The sequence below is a fragment of the Parafrankia sp. FMc2 genome, assembly GCF_041008525.1.
In the GTDB taxonomy this organism is placed as follows: Bacteria; Actinomycetota; Actinomycetes; order Frankiales; family Frankiaceae; genus Parafrankia.
In genome coordinates this window covers 16,392-34,913 of sequence record NZ_JBFLUG010000080.1, presented here as the reverse complement: position 1 = coordinate 34,913, position 18,522 = coordinate 16,392, and the positions used below count along the sequence as shown (strand labels likewise).

Genomic DNA, 18,522 nt, shown 5'->3' with positions numbered 1-18,522 from the left:
GGGAACTGCGCGGCCAGCACCCCCAACCCGACCCGGTCCACCAACCGGTCCCCGGCCTTCTCCTTGACCTGACCACGCCTCGGCACAGCCAGAACCTACACGATCAGACCTTAAGTTCCTGGTATTGGGCCGTGGGGACGCGCGGCGCCGCTCACCTGGATGTCAACATCCGGGCATCACCAAAGCGATCAGGTTCCGAGTAGACGGCGAGAACGTCTCATCCGGTTGCGGGTCCGGTTGGCAGGGCTTGCGGCGCTCCGGCGCGGGGAAGCTGGCTGAGCTGCCGGTCGCGGATGGCGCTGCCCCGTTCCCAGATCTTCGGGTTGAGTTCGTCCGGTGGGGTCGGTTCGGAATGTTCGGCGAGTACTTCCCCGCGGGCGGCGACGGCGGCGCGTACCCGGTGGCGGTAGTCGGCGAAGATCTGAACCTCGCCGAGCGGCCAGGTGAGGGCGGTGTAGTCCATACCGCGGTTCGCGTACTCGCCGAGGCGGTGAATGTTGAGCGCGTGGCCCCTGAGTGTGGCCGGTGGTGCCGCGATGACGATCAGGCCGCCGATGCGGTCGACCCACGGCCGCGGGTGGGGGTCCGGCTGCCAGGCCGGCCACCGGCGGCTGCCAGGTGGTGTGGCCTGCCACGCGGAATCAGCGGCCACGGCAGCGTCCAGGCCGGGGGTGTGCCATCGGACCGTTGCGTCGGACGGTCCGCTCAACGGGAGGGCGCTGCGCAGGGCGCGGGCCGCCGTGGCGGGCAGTGTGGTGAGCACGGACGGCAGGAGCACGATGGGATCGCTCGTGGCGGCGTCGAAGGGGTTGGGCGTGAGGAAAGGCCGGTCGATGAGGACGAACGTGCCCGGCATTCGCTGATAGGCGAGGCCCCACAGCAACCGGCTGAGGAGGCGGGCACCATGCCAGTCGGAGAGAACGTGCCAGGTCTGGTGGTAGTGGTTGGTGCTGAACCTGGCGTAACTGCCAGGCCGGAGAGTGATCGCGGTGTAGGCCCGTCCGTCGAGCCGGAGCCGACGGCGGTGCAGCTTCATCCGGTCACCCACTCGGCGTCGGGCCTCGGGGCGCGCCTCGGCGCTCGTCCTCACGTTCCTGCCATGTCTTGCCGGCTCCCGGTCTCTTCGCTCTCGATCTTTCTCGCCGCACGCCGGAGATCGGTGGCGACGGAGCCGCATCGGCGGCGATCACTGAGTAGAGCAGCACTGTGGCAGGCAGGCAAACCACTTTGTCCGGGCGCGGCCTGCCGGCTTGACCCCAGCCCCTCGGTCAAAAAATATTTGTTTAGATTGAATGGTGTCGATGCTTCGAATCCTGTCGGCCGCAGGAAAAATTCTCCGGACGCAACGATGGATTCCCGTGGACGCTCCGGCTGTCGGCTGTCGGCTGTCGGCTGTCGGCTGACCGAACCGACGCCGTGAGTTTCGGTGTCGTCCGTCCATGAAGTAGTCGGCATGCTTTCTCTGTCATAGTGATTTGTGGTGGGGGAAAGATGAATACCTACCTGCGCCGTCCATTGAAAAGTTTGCATTCTCGCAGACGAAATCGCATTAACTTCCTTGGCTGGCTTCTGGTTGCCGGGTTGCTCGCCGCGCCCGGTGTTCTGGTCGCCAGTGGCGCGCCCGCAACGGCGGCCGACGGGTGTTCCAGTTGCTATTCTGATTTGAATAATCTGTATCGTCGTGTTCCCATGGAAATATGATCCTGTCGAGGTTCGCAGGTAAACATTCACGTAGTTTCGTGATCTTGCGGTGAGTGGCTGGCGTTGGAGCCGGGTGTGGATGTTGTTCGCCGTTCGGGTGTGTTGCCCGTGACGGCGTGGTCGGGGCGTGGTGGTGTGGCCGGGTGCCGCCGGAGGAGATGTCGCGCGAGGAGCTGGTCGCTCTCGTGGTGGCGCAGGCGGGCCTGATCGAGCAGCTGCGGGCCGGGATCGCCGAGCGGGAGGAGCGACTGGCCGGGCAGGAACGTCGGGTCGAGGAGCTGGCGGCCGAGGTCGACCGGTTGAGGCGGGCGGGCTCACGGAACTCGGGGAACTCGCGTTGCCGCCGTCGTCGGAGGGGGTGCTGCCAGGCCGGGTGGGGCCGAACCGGGCGGAGCGCCGTGCCGCCGGGGGCGGGAGGAAGAAGCGCGGGAAGCAGCCGGGGCAGGACGGGCGGACGCTGGCCTGGCGGGAGGTCCCGGATCGGGTCGAGGCGCATGTCCCGGTCGGGGCCTGTGACTGCGGGGCGTCGCTGGCCGAGGCGGCGGCGGTCGGGGTCGCCCGCTCGCACCAGTCCCACGATCTCACCCCGGCCCGGGTCGGGGTGACCCAGCATGATCTCTACCGGGTGGTGTGCGGCTGCGGGCGCCGTCACGTGGCTGCCCGACCCGACGGGGTGTCCGGGGCGCCGGTGTCGTACGGGCCGGAGCTGCGCGCGCTCGCGACGTACTTCCTGGTCCGCCAGCACCTGCCGGTCGAGCGGGCCCGGGAGGCGATCGTCGAGCTGTGCGGGGTGGAGGTCTCGACGGGCTGGCTGCACTCGCTGCTGGCGCTGGGTGCGGACGCGGTCGAGGCGCCGGTGACCGAGATCGAACAGCGGATCGCCGCTGAGAGGGTCGCCGGGTTCGACGAGACACCGCTGAAGGTCGGCCCGAAGGGCGAGAAGCGCTACGTGCTCTCGGCGTCGACCCTGCTGTTCACCCTGTTCATGCTGGGAGGCCGTGACAAGGCCAGCTTCCGGGTGTTCCTGCTCGGCCGGATGCTCGGGGTCGTCGTCCACGACCGCTACGCCCTCTACGACTGCGACGAGTTCACCGGCTTCCTGCACCAGCTGTGCGTCTCGCATCTCCTGCGCGATCTCCAGGATGTGGCCGAGACCTACCCCGAGCAGGTGTGGCCGGTCCAGCTCCAGGAGTCGCTGCGGGGCCTGGTCCACCAGGCCAACCTCGCCCGCGCGGCCGGGCTGGCCGAGGTCCCCGCCGCCCTACGTGACCCGCTGATCGCCGAGTACCGCGGCGCGGTCCGCGTCGGACTCAGCCAGGTCCCCGCGGCAGAGAAGGGCACGAAGCAGCCGGTCGGCCGCTGCCTGCTCGTATGCCTGCGCGACCGGCAGGACGACGTACTCCGTTTCGTCTTCGACCTCGACGTGTGGCCGACGAACAACCAGAGCGAGCGCGACCTCCGGCCGTTCAAAACCCAGCAGAAGATCTCCGGCCGGCTCACCTCCGCGGCCACGACCACCTGCCGCCTCCAGATCGCCAGCTACCTGTCCACCGCCCGTAAACACGGCGTCTCCGCGCTGCACGCCCTACGCCTCGCGTTCCGCGGCACCCCCTGGATGCCACCAGCTGCCGTCGTCCCCACCTGACAGCCCCTCCCACCCCGCCCGGCGCGGCCCACAGCCATGCCCGTGAACCCTCACCTACAGCAAGATCCCTAAACCAGGTGAATGTTTACGTTCGCAGGTACGCACTTGAACCGCTGGGTGAGGACGCCCGAGGCTACCTGACCGACCAGGCCAAGGAGTATCTCGGCCAGGTGTTTGTCGGCTGGGCGCCGAGGAAATTGTGACCTTTTCTGGCCGCCCTTTACGGCCTTCATGGCGTCCGCGAGCGTGATCTCTGAATGGTCGTGCTGGAGTGGTCTTGCTGGGTCTCCTCACGGCGAGCGAGGTGCCTGGCTTCCACGACCATTACGATCAGCGGCGTGTCGCCTGTGTCGCGTGGACGTAAGTCGAAGAAGAGCAGCAAGAAGCGGCCACCTGGGCGCCCGGGCTCTGGGCAGCCGCGGCGGGCGGCCGGGGCGCGAGTCGGCGCGACAGCGCGAGACGCCCCCGGGCTGGAGCCGCTACGAGCTGAGGAGATGCCGGGCTGGTTTCTGCCGGCGATCGACGAGACTCTCGCGGGAGCTGATGTCGTCCTGGCAGCCGACGGGCCGCGCGCCCTGGAAGAGGCGACGTCGCGCCTGCTCGGCAGGCAGCTGCGGCGGGCCGTGGACGAGGACGCCGTCGGGTGGTTCGACTGGTGGCTCGTCGAGCTCGTCGGCGGGCTGGCCGCGCGGATTCGCGGCGAGCTGGACCGAGGCGGCGCGGGGTGGGAGGCGCCGTGGCGGCTGCTGTTCGGCATCGCCTCGATCGCGGTGCCCTCGCTGGCCTCCAGGGCCCTGGCCGCGGCGAGGGGACTGCTGCGTGACGTGGTCCAGGGGGCTGATCAGCCGGGCTGGCTGCACGAGATGGCGGAGATCGCCGCGACGGGTGAGGTCTGGCAGATGCGGGACGCGTACGGCACCCGCCTGGCGGTGATCGCCGGCTTCGCCTACCCGGAGACGAAGGATCCGTCGGTCTTCCTCTTCGACGTCGACGCCTGCGGCGACATTCTCATCGTGAACGCCGGCTGCTATGACGACGTGCCCCAGGCTGCCGCCGCCTGGCGGTCCCTGGCCGGTGCGTCCGCCGACGGTGCGCAGCCGCAGCCGGTCACGAATGCGGACGAGCTGCTGTGTCTCGTCCACGCCGACGAAGACGACCTTTACCTGAGTGGACGTGAGTCGGATTCAGCGCTGAACAACTGGTACCGGGTGATGCGCCGCCTCGTCGACCTGGAAGTCGCGTTGGCGGAGCGTGGAATGCCGCTGCCCGCCCGGACGTCGCTCTTCGGGGGCCACGACACGGCACCGACGGTCGCGGCCTTCACCGCCTGGTCGATCGACCGTCACGGCCAGCCTCCGGGGACCGCGGCGGTCGAGGCCCTGGCCGGCGAATGGTTCGACGGATGCCTGCCGGGAGCAGAGCAGGCCGCGTCACCGCACCGGGTCCGCTACTTCCAGGAACTGATGGGCGACTGGGCCGACGGCGAGGTCGCGGCCGCGGCCGCGGCCGCGGCACTGTTGCCCGACTGGGTTCGCTGGAACCGCGAGCGGGCCGGCACCCCCGAACACCTCGCCGCCCTGTCCATCGCTGCCGCCGAGGCGGAGCCGGCACCGTTCGATCGGAGCGGGTCGAGCTGCGCCCCGTGATCCCGGTGAACCGAGCCCCGCAGCGCCCGCCCACCGCCGCGCTCGCGGCGCCGCTGTTCTCCCAGGAGATCGTCGGGTCGACGCGGTGCCTGGCTGTCACTCCGGCGCAGTCGTCGTGGCTGCGTAAGGTGTCGGTTCAGGTACTTCTGTGTCATCAGTGCCGGGAGGGGAGTGTCGATGACCCGCAGGTTCAACACCGCTGGCCCGTGCCGGCCGGGTATCGACTACATGATCCCGGCCGCGTCCCGGCTGCCCGAGGCGCAGGGCCTGATCGACGCGGAACCGCCGGCGGACGTCAGCAGGGCGCCGGAGGCACCCGCGTGACCAGCCCGTCATCGCCGCCGCCGAGGCCGTGCTGAAGGAGTACGCCCGCGACGGCAGGGGCTGCATCCGGTGATCCCGGCTCTGTCGCACAGTCTGTGGTGACGGAGCGTTAACCGAACAGGCGGTGGCGGCAACGGTCGCCGCACGGTCCGGGATCGGCAGCTCGAGGCCTGCTCCTGGCTTCGCCTCCGCACCCGACATGTCCGTTTGCGTGCCTGATGGTTCGTGTTGCGTGCTGTCGAGTCGGTACAGTGCGATCGCCGGTGCGGAGCGTGGAGATACTCCAACGGCTGGCGACCATCTGGTGACAGGGGGAACGCGCGGTGGCGGTGCACGACACTCTCCTTGAGGAGCTGCTCAAGGACGTGTCCACTGGCAGGATCCAGCTTCCGGACTTCCAGCGGAAGTGGAAGTGGGACGACGAGCGGATCCGTTCGCTGCTCGCGACGGTCACCAGGGAGTTTCCGCTCGGCGTCATCATGTCGCTGGAGACCGGCGGTGAGGCCCAGTTCAAGGCGCGCCCGCTGGAGGGTACGAATGCTCCCGACGGAGCAGTCCCCGCGCAGCTGTTGCTCGACGGTCAGCAGCGCCTCACCTCGCTCTACCACGCGCTGATGTCCAGCGAGCCCGTGCAGACCGAGGACGAGCGGCACAACGAGCTGTCGGTCTGGTATTACATCGACATCGTCCGGGCGATCGGCAGCGAGGACGAGCGCGAGGAGGCCATCGTCTCCGTGCCGGCGAACCGGCTGCTGCGCCGGGGCTCCGGGCCCGACGACGTCATCGACCTGACCAGCCGGGAGAAGGAGTGCGCGGCGGGGATGTTCCCGCTCAACCTCAGCCTGGACTCGATGGCGACGAATGACTGGCAGTGGGCGTACGCGGTGGACGAGGACCGGAGACGAACCTGGGGGCGCTTCAGCGGCGAGGTGCTCAAGCGGATCAACCAGTTCCGCGTGCCCTGGGTCAAGCTCCCGAAGGAGACGAGCAACGAGGCCGTCTGCACGGTGTTCGAGAAGGTCAACACCGGCGGGCTCGTCCTGAACGTCTTCGAACTGCTCACGGCGACCTACGCCGGCAACCGCGAGTTCACGTCCACGCACGGGTCGGAGTTCAACCTTCAGGAGGACTGGCAGGGGATCTCGAAGGGACTGAGCGAGAAGTACCCGGTCCTCGAGGATCTGAGGAACATCGACTTTCTGCAGGCGCTCATGCTGGTCATCAGCTACCACCGGCGCCACCTCTACCTCGCCGAGCATCCGCGGCGGACCGCGGACGCGCCGTCGATCCGGTGCAAGCGCAGGGACCTGCTGACGCTCCCGCTGGCCGACTACCGGAAATGGTCGCCCGCGGTGACGGAGGCGCTCGCCTGGGCCGGCGACTTCCTCCAGGGCCAGTGCGTCTTCCGCAGCGGCGAGCTGCCGTACCGGACGCAGCTCGTGCCGCTGGCCGCGATCAGGACCGTCCTCGGGGCGGTCACCGACCGGCCGGAGGCCCTCGAGAAGATCGTTCGCTGGTACTGGTGTGGCGTGTTCGGCGAGCTTTACGGCGGCACCACCGAGAGCCGGTTCCCGAAGGACGTCGAGCAGGTGATCGACTGGGTGAACGGCGCCGGCAGGGAACCGGACACCGTCACCGAGGCCGCGTTCCAGGAGCAGCGGCTGCACACCATGACGATGAAGCTCAGTGCCGCCTACAAGGGAGTCTTCGCGCTGCTGCTGCAGCAGGGCTGTTACGACTGGCACGCCACCGACGCGCCGATCAACGCCGACACGTTGGTGACCGAGGCGGTCGACTTCCGGCAGATCTTCCCGAAGGCCTGGTTCGAGCGGGCCGGAACCAAGGACCCGCGCATGGCCAGTGTGATCAACAAGACGCCTCTCTCGTTGCGTGCGGCCAAGACGATCGGTGGGCGCTCTCCGGCGACCTACCTGGAGATGTTCGCCCGTGAGTCAGGCCTGCCGACCGACTGGATCGATGATCTCGTCGACTCCCAGCGAATCGACCCGAAGACACTGCGAGCCAACGACTTCGACGCCTTCTACGAGGACAGGATCCAGCGGTTGCTCACTCTGGTCGAGAAGGCGATGGGCAAGCCCGCGGGCCGCGAGACGCTCTCCTCCGTCGTCACTGCCAGCTGACCGCCCGACGCACAGAGACCACGGGCAACCCTCATGGACGACATCAACGACATCCTCACGTCGCTGGTCGACAGCGAACTGACGATCCGGCAGCTGCTGGAACGCTTCGGTCACCGCGTCCGCAGTCCCACGGCGATCTCCGCGATCCGCGTCCTGCTCTCCCGAGCCGGGCTGACGACCGAGCCGACCTTCGAGACCGGCCCCCTCGACACCCAGATCAAGATTCTTTCAGCCTCGGTCCCGCAACCGGCGCAGGACGACGGCCCGCCCGTCTCGAGCTCCCAGGAAGCACCGGCCACCGAGGTACCCGACCCGTCGGCAGCACCCGGTGACACCACGACAGTCACCGAGGAGATCCCGTCACAGCGCACCGCGGACGACGGCACGGACGAACCGGCCGGGCAGGAGACCGCGGGCGAGTACCCCGACGAGGAACTCCCCAGCGGAGCGCTGCGGGTCGGTGACCTGCTGTCAGGCCAACGGGAGTTCCTCACCGTCGGGCCCCAGGACAGCCTCGACAGGGCGATCACCTGCATGCTCCAGTGGGACTACTCGCAGATCCCGGTGCTGGAGGGCAAGTTCCACCTCCACGGTGTCGTGACCTGGCAGTCCGTCGCGATGCTCTACGCGCACGAGCACACCCCCACCCTGGCGAAGGCGACCGATGACGACGTACAGGTCGTCCACGACACGGACAGCCTGCTGGCGACCCTCGCCACGATCACGGCCTCCGAGTATGTCCTGGTCCGTAACCAGCAGGGGGAGATCCGCGGCATCGTCACGATGGCTGACATCGCGACCCGCTTCGGCGATCTCGCCCGGCCGTTCTTCGTGATCGGCGAGATCGAGCGGCTCATCCGCAGCTTCCTCGCACCCGTCTTCGACCACGAACCGGCCGTCACGAAAAAGGGCAAGAAGATAACCGCCCAGGTCGCGGACATGACATTCGGGGCGTACCAGCACCTGCTGGAGGTGCCGGAGAACTGGCAGCGGCTCGGCTGGCCGTTCGTCGACCAGAAGGCCTTCGTCGATCTCCTCGACGACGTCCGCAACATCCGCAACGCGGTCGCGCACTTCCGCGCGGAGCCGCTGACCAGCGAGGAGAACCTCCAGATCCACCAGCTCCACGGAATGCTGAAGAAGCTCGCCGTGTACGTGGGCTAAGGTCGCGAGCTGGGGCATCGGGGGGCGTCGTTCGAGCGCGGCGGCGGGAGCAGCGGGGAGACGGGGTGCAGGACAGGCGTTGGACGACGGTCACCGCGTCGCAGTTCCCGCACGAGCGGGAGGCGCTGGAACACGTCCAGCGACTGCTGCCGGACGCGGAGCCGTACCGGGCCTGGTCGAACTTCACCTTCGTCGCGTCGACCGGGCACCTGCGCGAGGTCGACCTGCTCGTCGTCGCCCGCGGCGGGGTGTACCTCGTCGAGATCAAGAGCTGGGCGGGCCGGCTCACGGCGTCGGGGTCGAACTGGGTGCAGCACCGGCCGGCCGGCAGTGACCTGATCTTCGACAATCCGCTGATCCTCGCGAACCAGAAGTCCAAGGAGCTCAAGCACCTCCTGGAGACCGCCGCCCGCGCGCAGGGCCTCGGCAGGCTGCGGATGCCGTTCTTCCAGCCGGCGGTCTTCCTCTCGAACGCGACGCTGAAGGTCGAGCTGCCGGACTTCCAGCTGCACGGGATCTTCGGCCCGGAACCCCGCACCGACGGCGCACCGGCGAGGGCGGGCACCGCGGGCGCGCTTGCGTCGATCTGGTCCGACCTGCTGGACGCGCCGCTGCGCAACGAACGCCACCGGATCAGCCCGGAGACGTCCCGGCAGCTCGCGACGCTGCTCCCGGCCGCCGGGATCGCGCCCAGCCGGCGTCACCAGCGCGTCGGCGCCTGGGAACTGGACTTCCCGGCCTTCGAGTCCGGTCCGACCTGGCAGGACTACCACGCCCGGCACACGCAGATGGGCTCCGCGCGCCGCCGCGTGCGGATCTACCTGGTGGAGACGGGCGCGGGCGAGGCCGAGCGCCGCACCCGGGAGGCGGCGGCCAAGCGTGAGTTCCTCGTCCTCAACGGGATCGACCACCAGGGCATCGTCCAGGTCGACGGCCTGGAGCAGCACGAGGCCGGCCCGGCGCTGATCTTCCGCCACCACCCCGACGAGATGCGCCTCGACCACTACCTCGCCCGTCACGGCGACCGGCTCGACGCCGGCACCCGGCTGCGGATGATCCGCGAGCTCGCCGAGACGCTCGACTACGCGCACGGCCGGCACCTCTACCACCGGGCGCTCGCGGCCCGCAGCGTCCTCGTCGTGCCGTCCACCCGCCGCGGCGGCGGCGATCAGGCGGACAGCGAGCGGCGCTGGCTCTCTCCCAGACTCGTCATCAGCGACTGGCAGGCCGCGGCCCGCGACATCGACGCGTCGACGGGGCAGCGGACCGACTCGATGACGAAGACCTCGGTCGCGCTCGCCATCGAGCCGGCGCACCGGTTCCTGCCGCAGCTGGAACGGGCCGCGGAGAGCTACCTCGCCCCCGAGGTCGACGCCCCGTACCCGGACCCGGTCGGCATCGACGTCTTCGGCCTGGGCGCGCTCGCCTACCTGATCCTGACCGGTGAGGCACCGGCGCCGACCCGCAACGGGCTGAAGACGCGGCTCGCCGAGGCCGGCGGGCTGCACCCGTCCGCGGTCGTCGACTCGCTGACCGAGACGGCGAACGACCTGGTCGCGCTGGCCACCCGGGCGAAGCCGGAGGACCGCTTCGCCACCGTCGGCGACTTCCTCGACTGGCTGGAACTCGTCGTCGGGGAGTTCACGGCGCCGCCCGTCCCGGCAGCGGAGATCGCGGCCGCACCGACGGTCGACCTGCCGCAGGAGCCGGTTCCGGAACCGGCTCCGGAACCGGAACGGGACCCGCTGGAGGCCGAGCTCGGTGACCTCGTCGGCGGGGAGTGGCGGATCACCAGCCGGCTGGGCACCGGCTCGACGAGCCGCGCGTTCCTCGCGCGCAACGAGAAGACGAACCGTGACGAGGTCCTGAAGGTCGCGCTCTCCGACGGGCGGGCGGCACGGCTGCAGCACGAGGCGGACATCCTGGGCCGGCTGCGTGACTCGCGGGTGATCCGGTTGGCCCGGCCGGACACCCTCGTCGTCGGCGGGCGCACCGTGCTCGTCCTCGACCACGCCGGCGAGCAGACCATCGCCCGCAAGCTGCGCGAAGGCCGGCTGTCGGTCGACGAGCTGGAGATCTTCTCGAACGACCTGTTCGTCGCCGTCGACTACCTCGACGGCGAGGGCGTCGCGCACCGCGACCTCAAACCCGACAACATCGTGCTGCGCCGCCGGCCCAACCGGACCTGGCAGCTGGTCCTCATCGACTTCTCGCTGGCCAACCACTCGGTGCGGGACACGGCCGCCGGCACGCCCCGCTACCTGGACCCGTTCCTCGGTGCCGGCACCCGCACCACCTACGACGACCAGGCCGAGCGGTACGCCCTGGCGGTCACGCTGCACGAGATGGCCTCCGGCGAGCTGCCACTGTGGGGCGACGGCTCCACCGAGGCCCGGTTCACCGAAGGCCCGCCGACGGTGGCGACCGAGGCGTTCGACCCGGCGATCCGCACCGGCCTCACCTCCTTCTTCCTGCGTGCGCTGGACCGCGACGCGGGGAAGCGGTTCGGCTCGCTGAAGGACATGCGCGACGCCTGGCTCGCCGTCTTCCGCGCCGCCGACTCGACGCCGCCGGTGCCGAGCGTCCACCCGGCTGCCGGCGAGGAGCCGCAGACCCCGGACGAGGCCGCGGCCCAGGCCACCGAAGCCACGCCGCTGGAGCAGGCCGGCCTGTCCCCGCGCGCGGTCTCGGCGGCGCACCGGCTCGACGCGACGAACGTCGGCGACCTGCTCGACCTCGGCTCGAAGGACATCATCAGCCTGCCCGGCCTGGCCGGTAAGACCCGACAGGAGCTGCAGACCCGGATCCGGCAGTGGCGCCGCGCGCTCGCCCCGGCCCCGCCCGGCCCGCCGGCGGCGGCGGCGGCGGGCGCACCGAAGGCGGCCGAGCCCACGACGGCGGCGGACTACGCCCGGATGCCGGTCGAGGCGGTGGCCGACCGGCTGCTGCCCCGCTCCGCGCGGGCCGTCACCGAGGCGGGCGCCACCCGCCTGCTCCTCGGCCTGCCGGACGCCGCCGGCACCCCACCGGACCTGCCGCTCTGGTCGGGGCAGCAACTCGTCGCCGAGCGGGTCGGGGTGACCCCGGGCCGCATCGCCCAGGTGCTGATCGCGCGGCGCAGGGCCTGGCACGCCGACGCAGCCGTCCGTTCGGTGCACGACGAGCTGGTCGAGATCCTCGCCGACGCCGGCCGGGTGGCAGGATTCGACGAGCTGGTCACCGCGGTGCTCGCCCGCCGGGGCAGCTCCCCGGGGACGACCGCGCCGCGGGCGCGGGCGGCCGCCGTCGTCCGGGCCGCACTGGAGACCGTCGACCTGGACTCCGAGCCGAGGATCGCCCGGCGCAAGTACAGGGACAAGGACGGTGACCGGGTTCTGGTCGCCCTGGAGGTGACCGAGGCCGACGGCCCGACCACCCCGTCCGCACCGGCGCTGCTCGACCACGCGGTGGCGCTCGGCAAGATCGCCGACCGGCTGGCGAAGGCCGAGGAGCTCCCCAGCCCCGCGACCGTCCTGCGCGAGCTCGCCGCGGCCACCCCGGACGGGATGCCGGCGCTCGCCGCACCACGCCTCGTCCGGCTGGCCGCCGCCGCGTCCCGCACCGCCGCCACCAACGCCCGCCTGGAGATCTACCCGCGCGCCCTGGATCTCGTCCGGGCGTTGCGGCTCTCCCAGGCCGGTGTCCTCTCCACCCGTCCCGGCGGCATCCCGGCGCAGGCCGCCACCCGGTCCGCCGTCCGGTCCGGCGAGCGAACCGACGAGGATCCCCTGTTCGTCGACGTGATCCACCAGCGGGTGCTGGCCCGGTTCCCCGGCCTGGAGACCGAACTGCCGCCGCACCCGCGGCTCGACGGCCCGCTGCGCGACGCCGGGTTCGCCCTCGACTGGGACCACGCCCGCCGCGGCTACGCCCCGCCGCGCGGCCTGCTCTCCTCCGCGGGCCTCGGCTCCCGGCCGACACCCGTCGTCCGCCAGCCCACCGGCCTGGGAGCCTGGGCCGGCCGCTCGGCGCCGGCCGACGACAGCCCCGCCCGGGCCGCCGCCGCGACCGCCGAGCAGCGCCTGGCCGCCGCCGCCGAGACCGGCGGGTTCCGGGCGCTCACCGTCCGGCGCAGCCACTATCTGACGGCCCGCGCCGAACTGGCGAAGCCGCACCGGTTCGCCACCGAACCGGTCGACGTCGCCGCCGTGTTCCTCGACGCCCTGCACGCCGAGGTCGACCCGAAACCCAAACCGACGTGGGCGACGATCCTGCGCGCCGACACCGCCGAACCCGGCAGCCGCGCCGCCGCGAACCTCGCCGAGTACGTGCGGCGCGCCTGGGAACGCGCCGCACCGCAACTCGCCGCACTGCTCGACGCCCCCGCCGGCCGGCCCGGCCCGGCCGGACAACCCGCGCCACTGCTCCTGCACGACGCCGGTGTCTTCGGCCGCTACGACGGCCGGGGGCTCGACGTGCTCTTCACCCTCGCCGAGCGGGCCCGGACGCGGGCCGCCGGCCGGCCGCTGTGGCTCCTCTGCCCGACAACCGAACCGAGCCTGCCGCCACGCCTCGACGGTGCGCTCGTGCAGCTGGTAACCAGCAGCGACTGGATACCACTACCGGACTCCTGGGTGGCCAACCTGCACCGCGCCGCGGACGACGAACCCGGCCTCGCCGCGTCGTAGCGCGCAGCCTGACGATCATCCTCTGCCCGCCGCCGTAGAGTTGCGGGTCATCGGGCCATGGTCGGCTGCGCGGAGAGAGCAGGTGAGTGGTGACTCGCTGGTTCAACACCACCGGACCCTGCGTTCCACAAGATCATTACATGCTCCCGGCGTCGGCCCGGCTTCCGGAGGTGCCGGCGCTGGTCGCACGCAACCTGTATTTCGTCGTGCACGCCCCTCGGCAGACCGGCAAGACGACGACGCTGCGCGCACTCGCGGCCGAACTGACAGCCGGTGGGAAATACGCCGCGGTGAAAATCTCGCTACAGAGCGGCGCGGCTTTCAGCGACGACATCGGCAGTGCCACCCGCGCCATCCTCGCGAAGGCCACGCGAGAGGCCCAGCTCGGCCTTCCGGCGGACCTGCGCCCACCGGCATGGCCCGAGGGTCCTGATGGTTATCTCCTCGGCGGCTCGCTCGCCGCCTGGGCCGAGTCCTGCCCCAGACCGCTCGTGCTGTTTCTGGACGAGATCGACTCTCTCACGGGGGCGACACTCGTCTCGGTGCTCAGCCAGATCCGCGAAGGCTTCGAGGACCGCCCCGGCGCCTTCCCGGCCTCGATCGCCGTCTGCGGACTACGCGATGTACGCGACTACAGAACCACCGCCGGCGGCAACTCGGAGCGGTCGGGCGGGCCCAGCCCTTTCAACATCGTTGTCGAGTCGCTGCGGCTCGGGGACTTCACGCTCGGCGAGGTACGGGCGCTCTACAGCCAGCACACCGCGGAGACCGGCCGCGTCTTCACCGACGAGGCCGTCGAGCATGTGTACGCGCTCACCGGCGGTCAGCCCTGGCTGGTCAACGCTCTCGCCGCGGAGATCGTCGACCGGATGAAGGTCCCGGCGACGGAGCCGGTCACCGTCGAGCAGATCGACACCGCCCGGGAGCGGGTCATCCAGGCCCGGCCGAGCCATCTGGACTCGCTGGTGCGCCGGCTGCGTGAGCCGGAGGTGCAGCGGGTCCTCCTGCCGCTTCTCGCCGGCTCGGAGCAGCCCGTCGACCTGGAATACTCCGACGACCGATCCTTCGTCCGCGACCTCGGGCTGATCACCGAAGGCGACGAGGCGGGTCCGCGGATCGCCAATCCGATCTACGCCGAGGTGATCTCCCGGGCCCTCGCCGAGCAGGTCGTCCCCAGCCCGGCCGCGCTTCCCACGGCGCGGGACTTCGTCCTGCCCGACGGCCGGTTCGACGTCCCGGGCGCACTGACCGGGGAAAGCCGACCCGCTGGGGGACGCGATCGTCCAGCTCGACGACTACCTGAACCACCTGGGCCTGTCCTCGGGCTACGTCGTGATCTTCGACCAGAGGCCGCAGTCAGCACCGGCGACCGACGAACCTCTGACCACCCAGACCAGTCCGTCCGGCCACTCGATCACCATTGCCCGACTGGCCCTACCGCCTGCCCGCCAGCCGACCCGGGCACCGTCATAGCGGGCGGTCCGCCGCAGGCATGGCGCTCCGGTGACGCACCGTACTGCCCATAGCATCAGTTCTGTCCCCGCTCCTCCCAACCGAGCCGGGACAGATGACCTGATGGCGGGCTGGGCGGCGGGGGGCGTGGCGTGATCGACCGGGTGGCGTTGTTGAAAGACGCCAAGCAGCAGGTCAAGGTGCTGGAGAAGGACCTGCGGGCCCAGGTCGACGCATTGCCCGAGGTCGGGGCGCGGCTGCGGGCCGAGTACGACCGGGCGTTCAAGGTCGGGCGGACAGCGGCGACCTGGTCGGCCTGGCTGGGCGAGCGGGTCACGCAGGCCGCGGTCGCATGGGTGCTCGGGACGGTGTTCGTCCGGTTCTGCGAGGACAACGGCCTGATCGGCGACCCGTACCTGGCCGGGCCGGAGGCGCGGCTCACCCTGGCCGAAGAACGGCTGAACGAGTTCTACGTCCAACACCCGGAACTGACCGCCCGCGACTGGCTCCTCGCCGCCTTCGGCGAGATCTCGAAGGTGCCGGTCGGCGCGGGGCTGTTCGACGAGCGGCACAACGCGCTGTTCCAGATCCCGGTGACCCACGACGCCGCCAAGGACCTGATCACCTTCTGGCGCACCCGCCAGTCCGGCATGCTGGTCCACGACTTCACCGATCCGGACTGGGACACCCGCTTCCTCGGCGACCTCTACCAGGACCTCTCCGAGGACGTCCGCAAAAAATACGCCCTCCTCCAGACCCCCGAGTTCGTCGAGGAATTCATCCTCGACCTGACGCTGACCCCGGCGATCGAGGAGTTCGGTCAGGAGGTCGAAGACCTCAAGAACTTCAAGATGATCGACCCGACTTGCGGGTCCGGTCACTTCCTGCTGGGCGCGTTTCAACGGCTGCTGGGCGAGTGGGAAAACAAGGCATCGGAGAAGGACGTTTTCGAGCGAGTCGCGCTGGCCCTGGGTGCGGTTCACGGTGTCGACATCAACCCGTACGCGGCAGCCATCGCCCGCTTCCGGCTCGTCGTCGAGGCACTACGGACTGCCGGGCTGGCAACGTTCGACGCGGCGGCGGGTTACAAGTTCCCGGTAAAGGTGGCCGTTGGCGACTCTTTGTTGAAGGGCCGGCAGTTGGACCTGTTCGGCGAGGGCCGGGATGAACTCGCCGAGTTCTCTTACGCCACCGAGAATCTTGGTGACTATCCGGGCATCCTCGAAGAGGATCGCTACCATGCAGTCGTCGGAAACCCGCCGTACATCACGCCCAAGGACAAAAATCTCAACGAGCTCTACCGGGAGTTGTACAGCGCCTGCTCGGGCAAGTATGCACTCTCCGTTCCATTCGCCCAGCGGTTTTTCGAACTCGCGAAGATGGCGGACATAGACGGGCGCGGCGCCGGGCGTGTCGGTCAGATTACAGCCAACTCCTTCATGAAGCGCGAGTTCGGCAAGAAGATCATTGAAGATTTCTTCGCCATGAAGATCGAACTCACCCACGTGATAGATGCCTCCGGTGCCTATATCCCAGGTCACGGGACCCCTACAGTGATCCTCGCCGGTCGTCGAAACCGGTGGAAACGCCCTAGCGCAATACGCGCGGTCCTCGGTGTCCGCGGCGAGCCGTCCAAGCCCGGGGTCGCGGCCGATGGAATTGTGTGGCAGGCCATCGTGAGGCAGTTGGTCGTTCCAGGTTCCGAAAGCGAATGGATCAGCTCGCTGGATCTTCCGCGAGAGAATTTTGCATCGTACCCGTGGGGCCTTGGAGGCGGCGGAGCGCTTGACCTCAAAGGGGACATCGAGGGTTCTGCCGGCTCGACACTTTCCAGTCAGACCGCTTTGTCTGGATTCGTGGCAATCACGGCCGAAGACGACGCCTTCTATCGGCCAAATTCCGCCTCTATCCGCCGATCCTCAATTGAAGCATCGATTCCTGTTGCCGAGGGCGACCGGCTTCGTGATTATCAAATTACACCGGGGGCGGTCAGCGTCTGGCCGTATGACGAAGATCTGTCCCCCAAGGAGATTACACTAACATCCGGGATTCATCGCAATCTGTGGCCGCTTCGTCGCGTTCTGCAACGGAGAAAGCGTTTCGGAAAACTCATCGAGGAGATTCCCTCGCTGACGTGGCACGAGTACGGCGAACTATACCGCGATAAGCTTCAAAATCCATTTACAATCTCCTACGCCTTCGTCTCAACTCACAATCACTTCACGCTGGACCGGGGCGGGCAGGTGTTCAATCGGTCGGCGCCGGTGATCAAGATGCCGGCGGGGGCTTCGGAGGAGGAGCATCTGCGGCTGTTGGGGGTGTTGAACAGTTCGGCGGCGTGCTTCTGGCTCAAGCAGGTCAGCCACGACAAGGGTATCCGTGGCGAAGGCGGCGGTTTCACTAGTGACGACTGGGAGCGGTTCTACGAGTTCACCGGCACCAAGCTGCAGGAGTTTCCGCTGCCGGCGGAGTATCCGTTGGAGTTGGCGCGGGGGCTGGATGGGCTGGCGCAGCGGCTGACGGCGGTCAGTCCCGCGTCGGTGGCCGCCGACGATGTGCCGAACCGTTCCCGGCTGGCCGAGGCCCGGGCCGAGTGGGCGTCGACGCGGGCGCGGATGATCGCGTTGCAGGAGGAGTTGGACTGGCAGGTCTACCGGCAGTATGGACTGCTCGCCGACGAATTGATCCTGCCGATGGCCGACGTCCCCGAGATCAGGCTGGGTGAACGGGCGTTCGAGATCGTCCTCGCCAGGAAAATGGCCACTGGTGACGAGGCATCCGAGTGGTTCGCCCGGCATGGCTCCACGCCGATCACCGAGGTGCCCGCGCACTGGCCAGCCGAGTATCGGGCGCTCGTCGAGAAGCGGATCGCGGTGATCGAGACAGACCGGAACATCGGGCTGCTCGAGCGGCCCGAGTACAAGCGGCGGTGGGCGACCGAGGGCTGGGACAAGCTGCGGGACGCGGCGCTGCGGGACTGGCTGCTCGACCGGCTGGAGACCCGTGACCTGTGGTTCGCCGACGTCGACGGCATGGTGCAGCCGCGGCTGTGGACGACCGGCCAGCTCGCCGACGAGCTGGCCGCCGACGCGGACTTCGTCTCCGTCGCCGAGATCCACCGGCCCGGCGAGGAACTGGCCAAGGTTGTCGCAGCCCTCGTCGAGAACGAGCACGTCCCGTTCCTCGCCGCCCTGCGTTACGCCGACACCGGTCTGGTGAAGCGCGCCGACTGGGAGTCGGTCTGGGACCAGCAGCGTGCCGAGGACGCCGCGCCCACCCCGGCGAAGGCCAAAGAGATCCGTGACGCGATTCCGGTGCCGCCGAAGTACGCGCCGAAGGACTTCCGGAAGACGTCGTTCTGGCGGGCCCGCGGCAAGCTCGACGTGCCGAAGGAACGGTTCATCTCCTACCAGCCGGCCGGCCGGGACAACGACCCGACGCTGCTGGTCGGCTGGGCCGGCTTCGACCACCGGGAGCAGGCACAGGCGCTGGCCACCCTGATCGTCGACCGCCGCGACAACGACGGCTGGGACGGCACCCGCCTCACCCCGCTCGTCGCCGGCCTGCGCGAGGTCATGCCCTGGGTCCGCCAGTGGCACGACGAGGTCGACCCGCTCTACGACGGTTCCCCCGCCGAGGTCTACGACGCCTTCCTCGCCGACACCATGGGCCAGCACAACCTGACCGAGGACACCCTGACCAGCTGGCGCCCACCCGCACCCACCCGCGGTCGCCGGTCCACCAAATGATCAGCTAACCAGGCTGGCCGGGACGCAGGCGAT

At 69.6% G+C, this 18,522-nt stretch carries 10 protein-coding genes; 8 read left to right on the top strand and 2 right to left on the bottom strand.

What is annotated here, in order from left to right:
* Window positions 1-217: 217 nt before the first annotated feature.
* Entirely contained in the window at window positions 218-1,036 is an 819-nt protein-coding gene (locus AB1460_RS23695; RefSeq protein ID WP_368964197.1) for a hypothetical protein, read from the bottom strand.
* Window positions 1,037-1,086: 50 nt separating this feature from the next.
* Window positions 1,087-1,731 carry a hypothetical protein gene (locus tag AB1460_RS23690; protein WP_368964196.1) on the bottom strand — a complete coding sequence of 215 codons (645 nt, stop codon included), beginning with the start codon at window positions 1,729-1,731 and terminating at the stop codon, window positions 1,087-1,089.
* Between the two features lie 307 nt (window positions 1,732-2,038).
* On the opposite strand from AB1460_RS23690, the gene tnpC reads away from it, so the two are divergent.
* The 8 genes from tnpC (at window position 2,039) to pglX (ending at window position 18,489) form a co-directional block, all read left to right on the top strand.
* Window positions 2,039-3,346, top strand: a complete 1,308-nt coding sequence (gene tnpC, locus AB1460_RS23685; protein WP_368964195.1) for an IS66 family transposase — start codon at window positions 2,039-2,041, stop codon at window positions 3,344-3,346.
* Between the two features lie 494 nt (window positions 3,347-3,840).
* Window positions 3,841-4,992: a hypothetical protein gene (locus tag AB1460_RS23680; protein ID WP_368964194.1), complete on the top strand. Its 1,152-nt coding sequence runs from the start codon at window positions 3,841-3,843 to the stop codon at window positions 4,990-4,992.
* Between the two features lie 177 nt (window positions 4,993-5,169).
* Window positions 5,170-5,316, top strand: coding sequence for a hypothetical protein (locus AB1460_RS23675; protein ID WP_368964192.1), 147 nt, complete (start codon window positions 5,170-5,172; stop codon window positions 5,314-5,316).
* 323 nt (window positions 5,317-5,639) lie between these two features.
* Window positions 5,640-7,457 (top strand): GmrSD restriction endonuclease domain-containing protein, encoded by a 1,818-nt coding sequence (locus AB1460_RS23670; protein ID WP_368964191.1) that lies wholly within the window; start codon window positions 5,640-5,642, stop codon window positions 7,455-7,457.
* Between the two features lie 33 nt (window positions 7,458-7,490).
* Entirely contained in the window at window positions 7,491-8,621 is a 1,131-nt protein-coding gene (locus AB1460_RS23665; RefSeq protein ID WP_368964190.1) for a CBS domain-containing protein, read from the top strand.
* A gap of 65 nt (window positions 8,622-8,686) precedes the next feature.
* Complete coding sequence (pglW, locus tag AB1460_RS23660; RefSeq protein ID WP_368964188.1) at window positions 8,687-13,288, top strand: BREX system serine/threonine kinase PglW; 4,602 nt, start codon at window positions 8,687-8,689, stop codon at window positions 13,286-13,288.
* A 140-nt stretch (window positions 13,289-13,428) separates the two neighbouring features.
* Window positions 13,429-14,814 (top strand): AAA family ATPase, encoded by a 1,386-nt coding sequence (locus tag AB1460_RS23655; RefSeq protein WP_368964185.1) that lies wholly within the window; start codon window positions 13,429-13,431, stop codon window positions 14,812-14,814.
* A gap of 78 nt (window positions 14,815-14,892) precedes the next feature.
* Window positions 14,893-18,489 (top strand): BREX-2 system adenine-specific DNA-methyltransferase PglX, encoded by a 3,597-nt coding sequence (gene pglX, locus AB1460_RS23650; RefSeq protein ID WP_368964184.1) that lies wholly within the window; start codon window positions 14,893-14,895, stop codon window positions 18,487-18,489.
* Window positions 18,490-18,522: the final 33 nt, after the last annotated feature.